Here is a 12,134-nt window from a genome sequence, read left to right as displayed (position 1 = left end):
TGCATCAGGGCAGGTTGACAACTACCCAACAACAAAAGTCATGCTTTTGTTGTTTCTTCAACGATGTACTCGATTCCTTTTCGTTGAAGATTCATCGCACCAACTCGGTCGTCGTTTGATGTATATTGGCATGTTTGGCAACAGAACGTGTGCGTTTTCTTATTTCGATTCGCCTTTGCTGTATGTCCGCATTTTGGACATGTTTGGGATGTGTATGTTGGGTCTACCGCAATCACTTTGGCTTGGTGTTTGCGTGCTTTGTACTCGATTTTTTGTCTTAAATCACAAAACGCCCAAGACACAAGTTCATACCGATGGTTGACGGATACTTTTTCTGCTCTTTGGCGAACGCCTGTTAAATCCTCTAACACAAACAGCGTGTTCTTGCCATAACGCTCAACGAGTGCCTTACTGATGCAATGGTTGACATCTTGCATCCAACGGTTTTCTCGTTGACCGATTTTCTTTAATCTTCTGCGAGCAGACGGAGTTTGCTTTTTTTGTAGTTGTCTGCGGAGTTGTTTATACTTTGCTCGTTTGTGTTTGATGTGTCTACCTTTGAAAAATAGCGTCTGTCCGTTTGAATCATAAACAGTCGCAAGAAAATTTACGCCCATATCTACGCCAACCACTTGGCGAATATGATGAAGGTTTGCTTCTTCCATTTCTTTGGATACAGGAATATGGAGAAACCACTTTTGATGTTTGTTCACTAACTTGGCTGTTCCAAACGTCCATGTTCCGTCGAAATACGTTTCAAGTCCTTTCGTTTGAAAAGGAACTTTGATTCGACCTTCTAATGTGTTGATGGAAAACAACCCTTTGGTTAGGCTGTAATCTCGATTAAAAACGAGGTCTATTTGCGGTTTTTTAAACGCAATCTGACACCACTTGTGTCCATTGGTTTGGTTCGTTTTATATTTTGCAATCACCGTTTTTAACACAGACTGTGCCATTTGAGATTTTAAGCCAAATGTAGAGCGAAGTTTGCGGTACGTCATCTTGTGAAGTTTGGCTTGCACAAGGGTGTTTTCTTTGTATATCACTTCCGACACCGCATTGCACGCATCACGATATGCTTGCATCGTTTTTTGAAGAAGTTGTTCTTGTTCAGATGTCGGTAAAATTTTAATTTTTGCTGTTAAAGTCAATTTCATGTTCTCACCACCTTTCACTAATTTTATTTTATATTTTTTTAGTGAAAAGTAAACAAAAAAACGCATTCCTCCCATGCTTGAAAGCAGGGGTTTCCTGCGTGATTAATCATGAAAATACGACAGAGCTTGAGCAATGAAAAAACACTTTTTCAGCAATCGCCAAAAAAGTGTTTTCGTCAATTACGGCAACCGATGACCTGCCGCACGGTAGATTTCGTACCATTCTTGCCGGGAGAGTTGCACATGGCTTGCTTGGCAAATGTCTTTTAAACGAGCAGAGTTTGTTGTGCCAACAATCACTTGCATGTTCGCTGGATGACGCAAAATCCAAGCGACAGCAATCGCTGACTTGCTTACTCCTTTTTCCTCCGCTAGCCGTCCGAGTACTTCATTAACTTCCGGAAATTGCTCGTTGTCAATGAACACTCCTTCAAAAAAGCCGTATTGGAACGGAGACCACGCCTGTATCGTAATATGTTTAAGACGGCAATATTCTAAAATATGTCCGTCGCGATTCGGCGCCCCGTCAAATAGCGTATTCGCTTGAATGCCGCTCGTCACTAAATTCGCATGCATAATACTGAACTGCATTTGATTCGCGATGATCGGCTGTTTAACGTATGCTTGCAATAGCTCGATTTGCATACTATTGAAGTTGCTCACCCCGAAATGACGGACTTTTCCGCTTGCATGTAGACAATCAAACGCCTCTGCTACTTCTTCTAGTTCCATAAGCGTATCCGGTCGGTGTAAAAGCAACATATCTAAATAATCAGTTTGAAGTCGCTTCAATATGCCGTCGACGGATGTTAAAATATGCTCTTTTGATAAGTCATAATAGCCATCACGAATCGAACATTTGCTTTGAATGTGAATGCGTTCGCGCAAATGCGGACGAGAAGCAAGCACTTCTCCAAACAGCTCTTCACAACGCCCTTTCCCATAAATATCTGCATGGTCAAACATCGTAATTCCTGCTCCAAGCGCTTCGTCTATATACCTTGATAGCTCGGAAACAGACATTTCCGAAATTCGCATGCATCCTAACACAATTTCTGAGGCGATTAGGCCAGAGTTACCAATGTTTATTCGTTTCATTTGTCCATCCTCCATATTAAAATGCCAAGGTATCATAAACTGTTTCCTATATCCTTAAAATATAAGAATCATATTTTTCGCATTTCATTTGCTAAAAATTCAACGTCTGTTCCAACGACTACTTGCAAATCTGACTGGTTGAGACGAACGACGCCTTTTGCCCCTAAACGCTTTAACTCTGCCTCGTTTACTTTTGACATATCATTTATTTTTAACCGCAAACGTGTGACGCAATTATCAAGATGGGCAATGTTCTCTTTTCCGCCTAACGCCTTCATATATTGTTGCGCCAATTCTTCGTACTTCGTACCCGACGGAATCCCACTTTCCGCAAATTCTCCCTCCACTTCGTCTTCTCGGCCCGGTGTCTTTAAATCTAGCTTTTTGATTAGGAAATAAAATACGACAAAATAAATGGCGCCATAAACAATCCCTTGCACAAATAATAGTAGCGGTTTTTGAGCGATTCCGTAGTTTAAGAAATAATCGATTGCACCAGCGGAAAACCCAAACCCGTGATGAATGCCTAATAGCGTAGCAATTGATAGCGATAGCCCCGTTAGTGCAGCGTGAACGAAATAAAGTAATGGTGATAAAAACATAAATAAAAACTCAATCGGTTCTGTAATCCCTGTTAAAAACGATGTAAAAGCAACCCCGAGAAGTGCGCCAGCTACTGCTTTTCGCCGTTCTTTTTTCGCTGCGGCAATCATCGCAAACGCAGCGGCTGGAAGACCAAACATCATCACTGGGAAAAAGCCCGCCATAAAAATCCCTGCATCAGGATCTCCTGCGAAGAAACGGTTTAAATCACCTGTTTTTCCATGGAACTCACCAAAGACAAACCAAACTAAACTATTAAGAACATGATGCAGACCAGCAGGAATTAACAAGCGATTCAAGAAACCAAAGATGCCGACTCCAATCGCCCCTGCTCCAACAATCCACTCCCCTACTGCATTAATACCGTGCTGAATTGGTGGCCATATATACCCAAATATTAGCGCGAGCACAAGCATTGCAAACGACGTAACAATCGGTACAAACCGCTTGCCGCCAAAAAATCCGAGCCAATCTGGGAGCTTTTTATCGTGATAGCGATTATACAGCACCCCTGCGACGGCACCAGAAATAATTCCACCTAATACAGCCATATTCACTTCTTCATTGATTGCAGCAGTTCCTTTCGTCAACACGAAATACCCAACTGCCCCTGCTAATGCTGCTGCACCGTTGCCGTCTTTCGCTAATCCTACCGCTACACCAATAGCAAATAAAAGTGCTAAGTTAGAGAAAACAGCATCTCCTGCAGCAGCGATAAACGGGATGTTCAGTAAATCTGGTTGGCCTAACCGGAGCAATAGCGCCGCTGCTGGCAATACAGCAATCGGAAGCATGAGCGCTTTCCCAATTCGTTGTAAAAATCCTAACATACAAATTCCCCCTTTTTCATGTATAGAAAAGCAAATGAGTTGCCTTTCTCCCGCATTAACGTTCCATTTCAATCATAAATTTGTAGCGATCCGCGCGATACACGGATTTAACGATTTCAAGCGGCTGGCCAGTTTGTAAATAGCTGTTGCGTTGAATAAGCAGCACTGGGGCTCCTTCTTTAATTTGCAGCAACTCTGCCTCCAGCTTCCGTGCGACGGATGCTTCTAGTACTTGTGTTGCGGAGCGAATGGTTAATCCTAGTTTATTTTCAATAAATTCATAAATAGAACCGCTTACATTTTGCTCCGTGAGCCCAGGAACAAGCGAACAAGGGACATACGCTGTTTCAAGCGCCATCGGCAATCCGTCAGCGAGGCGGATACGGCGGATTTCATAAACGTCCTCTCCTTCACCAATTCCAAGTTGGCTAGCGAAAGATGGAGAGGCAGGAATGGTGTGAAAAGCTAATAGGGTTGTTCCCGGTACCATTCCTCGCGCTCGCATATCTTCTGAAAAACTTGTTAGCCCTTTTAACGGTTGTTCAATTTTTTTCGTTGCGACAAACGTTCCTTTTCCTCGTTTTCTTACTAAATAGCCGTCATTGACTAAGTTGTTAATCGCTTGGCGAACGGTCATCCGGCTAATTTCATACATTTCCGCCCATTCCCTTTCCGACGGAATCATTTCCCCAGGTTGAAGCTGTCCTTTCTCAATCATTTCTTTAATTCCTTGTTCCAGTTGATAGTAAATTGGTAGCGGTGAATGTTTATTAATCATGGACGATGCACCTTTCTTTTCTCTTGGCTTACATGCGACAATGCTTCCGTATCGGCAATCACAATGACGTTTGGATGCGCTTTTAAAATAGAAGCAGGAACAGCTGGCGTGACTTCCCCTTCAAGAAGGTGAGAAACCGCCCATGCTTTTCTTTTTCCTGACACTAATAAAATGATTTGCTTGCTTTTCATAATCGTCGCAATTCCCATTGTAATCGCATGCGTTGGTACTGCATCTGCAGAAGGAAAAAAACGGGCGTTTGCTTTTCTTGTCGACTCTGAAAGTTGAACAACATGTGTCGTGGAAGCAAAAGACGTGTTTGGTTCGTTAAACCCGATGTGCCCATTTTGTCCGATTCCTAACAGCTGCAGATCAATTCCTCCACATTGCTCAATCAATCGCTCGTAGCGGGCGCATTCCTCTTCTAGAAGGGGAGCACATCCATTCGGAATATAGGTTTGTGCTAAAGGGATATCGAGAAAACGAAACAGTCTCTCATTCATATAATAGCGATAACTATTTGGATGAGTAGCGTCTAATCCAATATATTCGTCTAAATTAAACGTCCGAACATCTCGATAAGACGTGTTGTGTTGTTGATGCTCATTTACAAGCGCAGCATACGTTCCAAGCATCGTTTCTCCTGTTGCCAATCCTAGTACAGAATCGGGCTTTTTTCTGACTTGTTCGCTAATCATCTCCGCCGCCTTTTGGCTCATTTCGGCATAATCGTTCACTTGTATCACTCGCATCTATTTCCCCTCCTGTCATATGCCAATTTTCCACGGCAAAATGTCATGACAACCTCATAGGTTTCGTTTAGTACAACAAGATCGGCATCTTTTCCTGTACGAATGCTCCCTTTGCGATCAAGTACACCGAGTTGTTTTGCTGGGTTCCAACTCGCCATATGAATGGCATCTTCGAGCGAACACTTTGCAAATGCGATCACATTTTGCACCGCTTGTTTCAACGTCAGCACGCTCCCTGCTAACGTTCCGTCTACTAACATTGCTTTTCCGTTACGAACAACGACCCGTTGTCCTCCTAGTTCATACTCTCCTTCTCCAAGGCATTTCGCTCGCATTGAATCAGTAATGATGACCAATCCTTCTTTTCCTTTGTTCTTATAAGCAAACCAAACCATTTCTGGTGCAACATGAATCCCATCCGCAATTAACTCGCACATTACTTCCTCATGCATAAGTGCAGCTAAAGCAACCCCTGGTGTTCGATGATGAATACCGCTCATGCCATTAAACAAGTGTGTGACATGCGTGACCCCTGCCTGAATTGCTTTTTTTACTTGTTCATACCCCGCATCAGAATGGCCAATGGATGCAATAACACCGTTTTCTTTTAAATACGAAACAAGCGCTATGCCATTGTTCTCTTCTGGTGCAAGCGTAACGAGCCGAATGTTTCCGTTTGCTTTTTGTTGCCAATGCTGAAACAACGCAACGTTTGGTTCGATAATATCGCGCGGATGCTGCGCTCCTGCCCGTTTAGGCGAAAGGAACGGTCCTTCTAAATGAATGCCTAGCACTTCCGACTGACCGGGAACGTTATATCGCATGTAACGTGCAACGTTTTCTACTGCTTGTTCAATCTGTTCGGCGGGCGCCGTCATCGTTGTTGCTAGAAAACTAGTCGTCCCTTCCTCCGGCAAACGGGAGACAATCGTTTGCAGTGCCTCCATCGATGCATCCATCACATCCGCACCGAAAGCACCGTGAATATGAAGATCAATGAACCCTGGAACAAGGGAGTCGCGAGGAGCCAATTCGATCGTTGGCACATCTGGAAAAAATGTATTTGAACCAACATAAGCAATTTTCTCCTCTTCTACCAATACGCACCCATTTTCTATCCATCCTTCTTCTGCATAAACGGCTGCATTTTTTAAAAGAAATCGGTTCACCTTTTACACCATCCTTCTCTTTATATATATTAATATTATATTATCTAGTTGTCTATACCACTTATTTTATTTTTAAAATGAAATTCGGTCCCGATATTGTCGAATCCATTTTTCGTTATGCTCTTTTCCACCAGGGAGATGGTTGCTAAGAAAAATAGGCGGGGTAACTCCTTCCTCAGCCAATCGGATCGTTGCTTCTGCGAAAATAGTGTGTAAAATAGCTGCACCAATAACCGTGGACGTCGGGGCAAACGAAACAGGAATCGCGGGGTGAGTTAAAATCGCATCCCCTTCTACCGAATGGTTATCAATCACAAGATCAACACATTCCGCTAGCCGCTTTCCGCTTGAGTGTAGCGCTGGAAGAGACTGCGAATATGCCAATGACGTTACGCCAATCACGTAAGCCCCTTTCTCTTTCGCCCATAGCGCAACATCAATTGGCACTGGATTGCATCCTGAAGTGGAAACAACAAAAGCAACATCGTTTGGCGCAAACGTTTCTTTTGCTAAAAACATTTGCACGTATCCCTCTTTCTTTTCTAATTGCGAGGATCGGATCGCCCCTTCATGAAGCATTAACGGTTCTATCAGTATCGGTTTCACGGGCACAAGCCCACCGGCACGATAAAAAACTTCCTCCGCTAGTAGATGGGAATGCCCACAGCCGAAAATATGGACGAGTCCGTTTTGTCGCATACATTCCGCAACTTTTTCCGCTGCGAGTAAAACCTTTTCTTTTTCTTTTTGTTCTACTATAGTAAGCAACCGATGAATGTGCCCAAAATATTCAAAAAACACAGCTATTTTCCCTCACTTTTATTCTAAATAGAGAAATCAAACATACAAGGGCTTTTCGACAAAGCCCTTGTATGTTTCAATTAACTAAAAATCTTTGCTACATCAAGCGAAAACGCTGGAAAAATAGATGAACGTACACTTCCCTTTTCCTTAATCACTTCCACCTGGTCGTATTGCTTCCGTTCGTTCAGCGCATACACTTGTATGCTATTTAGCATCGGATTGACAATCCAATATTCTTTTACTTGATAGCGCATATAAATGTTCAATTTAAAAACTAAATCATGCGCTTGGTTCGATGGGCTTAAAATTTCTATAATCCACGTAGGTACACCAACGTATTTTTGATCCTGTAACCCTTCTTTGTCACAAATGACGCATAAATCAGGAACGACGATATATTTTTCATCAATCTCATTGCTATATAACTCCACATCAAAAGGGGCATGGAACACTTCACAATCCGTTTTCTCAAAAAAGTGAAAAAGTTCAACATACATGCGTCCAGATATTCGCTGATGCTTTGTAGACGGTGAAGGAACCATACATACAACCCCATTCATATATTCCAATGGCTTATCCGTTGTTTCTCTTAATTCATCATACTCCTCTAATGACATCCAACGTTGGTTAACAACTCTCACGACATCACCCCTTCTTTACTCTCTATTATACTTTCGTTTTGAAGCTGCTTCTATGGCGAACTGCGCCCCGATTAACTCAACAGCGCACAACATGAAAATAAAAAAGATTCCCATCGTTTCTCCCTCCCTCATGCCTTTGACACGAGCATAAGGTATGAAACGCGTTTCGATGCAATATGTTTTTTAAAACTTTTCTGCTATACGTCGAATGAAGACGAGCGAAGCGATTGCAATGAAAGCAAGAATCGTTTCTACAATCCAAACATTTGAAATGACTTTCACTTGATATAGCGCAGGGACCACATCAATTAACGCATGAATCAAAATGGCATACACCACGTAACGAAATTGTCCTTTCCGAACCCCATATAAAACAAGAAGAGAAAGCGCAACATGGATCGCTATCGCAAATGTTCGCTCGATACCACCTAATACATACATCCAATCAGGCTGATTTAACATGGTTTTGAGCATCTCCACTTGTGTAGCAGGGAGAGAGGAAGCAATTTGCTCAAACTGACCTGTTTGCACGAGATGAGAAATGACCATCATATTCACGGCGCTAAAAGCACCAATAAGCACAGCTTCCATTCCTCCATGTCCTAAACCGAATGATAATCCATCCCCGTATGCCCGATTGTTTTTTAACATGAAACGAAACCCGACATATCTTCCTATCTCTTCAAACACTCCAGCTGCTAAAGCGCCGTAAGCGACAAACGCCCAAACGCTACTTATTCCTTTTAACGATGTGCCACTCGGATCTATTACAAGCATATGCATAACTTTCTCTAACACTTGTGAAAATAAAACAAAAACAAGCAAGCCAACACCGAACGCTTTCCATGAGAGCCATCCTTTTTTTCGCCCATATATGATAAGTGCGAAAGGAACAATCAAAGAAAGAAACAATTGAACAAACATCCCAACCAAATCGATCTCTCCTTTCATTTACGCGAAAATAAATACGACTGGATAAACAAATACATCGTGCCACCAAATACAATGATCATCAGAAAAATAAAGCGCCATACACTTGTTGCAAATACCGTAAGCATAATGAATACACCCATCATAACAAACACTTTTCCTCCGACACGATGCGTTTTTTGCCAAACTTCTTCATTTTCTAGCGTCCAAGGGGTACGAATACCGAAAAAATAATTCGGTTTAATTTTCGGCATATAATTTCCAAGGGCAATGAACAACACTCCAACTCCAATCGGCACAACGACATCGACTTGCACAGGAATTCCGATATTATACGCAAGCGTCACCACATGTATGCTAAATAAAAATAAAACAAATACATGTAAAAAAATGCGATATACTTTTTCAAATTTCTCGTAGTTTTCTTTGCGTGGATCCACCTTCGGCAAGAAAAGAATAAGGGAGACAATTCCTGTTAAAAAGATCGGAAAAAGTAATGCGCCCCACCATTTGCTCGTAAAGCCGTCAGCTTCCCCAGCCACATTCCAATGAATCGCCACTTCATCCGGCAAAAAAGGGATGGCTAATAAACTCAATACATAGCTACTTGCAATGAGAATGATAATAAATAAGTGCTTTTTCATGATTCGTCACCTTCTTTTTGTAATATGTCATAAAACCAGCTCATTAAATCTTGGAACACCGTTGTGTTTAATGAGTAATAAATATGTTGTCCAACGCGCCGATCTTCCACTAAATCGGCTTGTTTTAATATTTTTAAATGATGAGACACACTCGGCTTTTGCATATCAAAATGTTCAGCAATTTCCCCCGCTGTTAAATCTCCTTTTTTTAACAAAGAAAGAATTTTTCGGCGGTTTGGATCAGCAATCGCTTTAAATGCCTCGTTAAACGACATCTTTTTCACCCGCTTTCTTTTAGATATTTAGACAAATTTCTAAATATTAATCAAAAAAATAGACATTTAGATAAATTTCTAATTACATCATATCCCATTTTTATACGTAAGTCAATAAAACAAAAGAAACCTTGATTCCCCCTTCTGTTCTATTACATGAATCACAACCTCTATTGTAAAAATGTGTTACATCCCTTTATTCATCATCGTTGAACATTACATGTCGGTTTTTTCGGCAAAAGTTTGAATATCTTTCGTGTAAAGCAAAAAGAAGAAGCCGATTCAGCTTCTTCTCATATTCCCTATTCCTTCAACTTCACTGCTGTACCTGTCGCGATGCACATCATCATTCCATCGCGCAACGTTTCAAAATCGAGATCGACGCCAATTACTGCGTTTGCCCCCATATTGCGTGCTTTTTTCACCATTTCTTCTACAGCCATGTCTCGACCTTCAGCTAACTTGCTTTCGTATGTTCCACTTCGGCCACCGATAATATCGGTAATGCTCGCTAAAAAATCACGAACGACATTCGCCCCTAAAATAACTTCACCAGACACTAACCCGAGATATTGTTCAATTTGTTTTCCTTCGACGCTGTTTGTTGTTGTGACGATCATGTAAATGACTCCTTTCTATAAATAAAATTTGCCCCTTTATTATATTCTCTATCGTTTCAAATCATCCTTTTTTACAAACAAATCGGCTCCCAAACAGGAAGCCGATTTGTTTAGTCATGAAAGTTCATTCCATCTGTCGTCTCTTTCACAACGCCCGCACGAATAACGAAGTCACCAAAACGTTCGCCACGAAGTCGTTCTTTCGCATACCGAGAAAGGAGCGTACGAAGTTCAGATAAAATTTCTTTTTCTCCGATATTTTCCCGATACAATTTACCGAGACGGCTGCCATCAAATGCAGCCCCGAGATACATATTATATTTGCCGACGGATTTACCGATAAATGCAATTTCTCCAAGCACATGACGAGCACATCCGTTCGGACAGCCGGTCATGCGAATCGTTATTTCCTCGTCACGAAGCCCGTTTTCCTCGACAATTTCTTCAATTTTATCAATGAGTGTCGGCAAATATCTCTCCGCTTCTGCCATCGCTAATCCGCACGTTGGCAAAGCCACACAGGCTAACGAATTGCGGCGAAGGGCACTATAATGTTTCCCATCTGTTAATTTGTATTGCTTAATAAGCGTATCAATTTCTTCTTTTTTCTCACTTGGCACATTGGCGATGACTAAGTTTTGGTTAGCGGTGAGACGGAAATCGCCCGTATGCACTTTTGCAATTTCTCGCAAGCCTGTCATAAGTGGATAATCATCGGTATCTTTCACCCGTCCGCCCTCGACAAATAACGTAAAATGCCACGTTCCGTTCACACCTTCAACCCAACCGTAGCGGTCGCCATTATGCTCGAAATAGTAAGGGCGCGCTTCTTCTAAATTCCATCCAAGCCGACGTTCTAGTTCTGTTTTTACTGCATCCAAACCAAGCCGATCAATTGTATATTTAAAGCGGGCGTGTTTCCGTACCGAGCGATTGCCGTAATCACGCTGAATGGTAACGATTTTTTCTGCCACATCAATCACTTGTTCTGGTTTACAAAAACCGATCACTTTTGCGAGCTGCGGATATGTCGTGCGATCGCCGTGCGTCATTCCCATGCCGCCACCGATCGCTACATTAAATCCCGTAAGCTTTCCATGTTCAACAATCGCAATAAATCCAAGGTCTTGCGAAAATACATCGACATCGTTTGACGGTGGAACAGCGATACCAATTTTAAATTTTCGTGGCAAGTAAAGCGGCCCATAAATCGGTTCCTGTTCTACTTCTGGTGTTCCAGCGACTTTTTCTTCATCTAACCAAATTTCGTAATACGCCCTTGTTTGTGGCAATAAATAATCGCTTAATTTTTTCGCCCATTCATACACTTCTGCATGCACTTCCGATTGGTAAGGATTCGGATTGCACATGACGTTTCGGTTGACGTCACCGCATGCCGCTAACGTCGTAAGCAGTGCCTCGTTAATGGCTTGGAGCGTTTTTTTCATGTTCCATTTCAATACGCCGTGAAACTGAAACGCTTGTCGTGTCGTAAGTTTCAACGTCCCGTTCGCATACGTCCTCGCCAATTCGTCCATCGCCAGCCACTGCTCTGGTGTTGCTACGCCACCTGGGGTACGAACGCGAATCATAAATTGATACGCTGGCTCTAATTTTTGTTTTTGTCGCTCGGCTCGCAAGTCGCGATCATCTTGCAAATAGCTGCCATGAAATTTCATCAATCGGTTATCATCTTCTGGAATGCCGGCAGTGATGCGATCTTCCATCGTTTCTTTCAACGTGCCGCGCAAATAGTTGCTTTCTCGTTTAATGCGTTCAACATCGCTTGGTGGTCCATCTGGCGGTGTTAATACAAACTTTTCCACAATCATC

At 42.3% G+C, this 12,134-nt stretch carries 13 protein-coding genes; all 13 read right to left on the bottom strand.

What is annotated here, in order from left to right; genetic code table 11:
- Positions 1-38 precede the first annotated feature (38 nt).
- The 13 genes from JV16_RS01820 to cysI all read right to left on the bottom strand — a co-directional run bounded on the left by JV16_RS01820 (position 39) and on the right by cysI (position 12,133).
- Complete coding sequence (locus JV16_RS01820) at positions 39-1,157, bottom strand: RNA-guided endonuclease InsQ/TnpB family protein (protein ID WP_042534039.1); 1,119 nt, start codon at positions 1,155-1,157, stop codon at positions 39-41.
- A gap of 180 nt (positions 1,158-1,337) precedes the next feature.
- Complete coding sequence (locus JV16_RS01815; protein ID WP_035063185.1) at positions 1,338-2,255, bottom strand: aldo/keto reductase; 918 nt, start codon at positions 2,253-2,255, stop codon at positions 1,338-1,340.
- A gap of 68 nt (positions 2,256-2,323) precedes the next feature.
- The gene (nagE, locus tag JV16_RS01810) at positions 2,324-3,688 is read right to left on the bottom strand and encodes an N-acetylglucosamine-specific PTS transporter subunit IIBC (RefSeq protein ID WP_021094831.1); all 1,365 of its coding nucleotides are present in this window, start codon (positions 3,686-3,688) and stop codon (positions 2,324-2,326) included.
- A 55-nt stretch (positions 3,689-3,743) separates the two neighbouring features.
- The gene (locus tag JV16_RS01805; protein WP_019417211.1) at positions 3,744-4,466 is read right to left on the bottom strand and encodes a GntR family transcriptional regulator; all 723 of its coding nucleotides are present in this window, start codon (positions 4,464-4,466) and stop codon (positions 3,744-3,746) included.
- The gene (nagB, locus tag JV16_RS01800) at positions 4,463-5,218 is read right to left on the bottom strand and encodes a glucosamine-6-phosphate deaminase (protein ID WP_019417210.1); all 756 of its coding nucleotides are present in this window, start codon (positions 5,216-5,218) and stop codon (positions 4,463-4,465) included. Before nagB ends, JV16_RS01805 begins: the two co-directional genes overlap by 4 nt.
- Complete coding sequence (gene nagA, locus JV16_RS01795) at positions 5,209-6,387, bottom strand: N-acetylglucosamine-6-phosphate deacetylase (protein ID WP_042533970.1); 1,179 nt, start codon at positions 6,385-6,387, stop codon at positions 5,209-5,211. Before nagA ends, nagB begins: the two co-directional genes overlap by 10 nt.
- 72 nt (positions 6,388-6,459) lie before the next feature.
- Complete coding sequence (locus tag JV16_RS01790; RefSeq protein ID WP_021094827.1) at positions 6,460-7,188, bottom strand: SIS domain-containing protein; 729 nt, start codon at positions 7,186-7,188, stop codon at positions 6,460-6,462.
- Between the two features lie 80 nt (positions 7,189-7,268).
- Positions 7,269-7,832, bottom strand: coding sequence for a Uma2 family endonuclease (locus tag JV16_RS01785; protein ID WP_021094826.1), 564 nt, complete (start codon positions 7,830-7,832; stop codon positions 7,269-7,271).
- A 183-nt stretch (positions 7,833-8,015) separates the two neighbouring features.
- The gene (locus JV16_RS01780) at positions 8,016-8,783 is read right to left on the bottom strand and encodes a YhfC family intramembrane metalloprotease (RefSeq protein ID WP_042533968.1); all 768 of its coding nucleotides are present in this window, start codon (positions 8,781-8,783) and stop codon (positions 8,016-8,018) included.
- Entirely contained in the window at positions 8,780-9,406 is a 627-nt protein-coding gene (locus JV16_RS01775) for an SdpI family protein (RefSeq protein WP_042533965.1), read from the bottom strand. Before JV16_RS01775 ends, JV16_RS01780 begins: the two co-directional genes overlap by 4 nt.
- Positions 9,403-9,681, bottom strand: a complete 279-nt coding sequence (locus tag JV16_RS01770; RefSeq protein WP_003397448.1) for an autorepressor SdpR family transcription factor — start codon at positions 9,679-9,681, stop codon at positions 9,403-9,405. Before JV16_RS01770 ends, JV16_RS01775 begins: the two co-directional genes overlap by 4 nt.
- Before the next feature lie 302 nt (positions 9,682-9,983).
- Positions 9,984-10,301 (bottom strand): YbjQ family protein, encoded by a 318-nt coding sequence (locus tag JV16_RS01765; RefSeq protein ID WP_042533963.1) that lies wholly within the window; start codon positions 10,299-10,301, stop codon positions 9,984-9,986.
- A gap of 110 nt (positions 10,302-10,411) precedes the next feature.
- A complete protein-coding gene (gene cysI / locus JV16_RS01760) occupies positions 10,412-12,133 on the bottom strand; it encodes an assimilatory sulfite reductase (NADPH) hemoprotein subunit (RefSeq protein ID WP_042533961.1) in 1,722 nt (573 codons plus the stop codon).
- Position 12,134: the final 1 nt, after the last annotated feature.

It is taken from the genome of Anoxybacillus ayderensis (genome assembly GCF_000833605.1).
Lineage (GTDB): Bacteria > Bacillota > Bacilli > Bacillales > Anoxybacillaceae > Anoxybacillus > Anoxybacillus ayderensis.
Note: the sequence above shows the minus strand (reverse complement) of the source record. Positions and strands in the feature narration are given on the sequence as shown.

Coding starts and splice junctions, on each gene's coding strand:
- nagE (WP_021094831.1), bottom strand. CDS start 3,688: ATGTTAGGATTTTTACAACGAATTGGGAAAGCGCTCATGCTTCCGATT.
- cysI (WP_042533961.1), bottom strand. CDS start 12,133: ATGATTGTGGAAAAGTTTGTATTAACACCGCCAGATGGACCACCAAGC.
- JV16_RS01780 (WP_042533968.1), bottom strand. CDS start 8,783: ATGAAAGGAGAGATCGATTTGGTTGGGATGTTTGTTCAATTGTTTCTT.
- JV16_RS01805 (WP_019417211.1), bottom strand. CDS start 4,466: ATGATTAATAAACATTCACCGCTACCAATTTACTATCAACTGGAACAA.
- JV16_RS01770 (WP_003397448.1), bottom strand. CDS start 9,681: ATGTCGTTTAACGAGGCATTTAAAGCGATTGCTGATCCAAACCGCCGA.
- JV16_RS01815 (WP_035063185.1), bottom strand. CDS start 2,255: ATGAAACGAATAAACATTGGTAACTCTGGCCTAATCGCCTCAGAAATT.
- JV16_RS01820 (WP_042534039.1), bottom strand. CDS start 1,157: ATGAAATTGACTTTAACAGCAAAAATTAAAATTTTACCGACATCTGAA.
- JV16_RS01775 (WP_042533965.1), bottom strand. CDS start 9,406: ATGAAAAAGCACTTATTTATTATCATTCTCATTGCAAGTAGCTATGTA.
- nagB (WP_019417210.1), bottom strand. CDS start 5,218: ATGCGAGTGATACAAGTGAACGATTATGCCGAAATGAGCCAAAAGGCG.
- JV16_RS01765 (WP_042533963.1), bottom strand. CDS start 10,301: ATGATCGTCACAACAACAAACAGCGTCGAAGGAAAACAAATTGAACAA.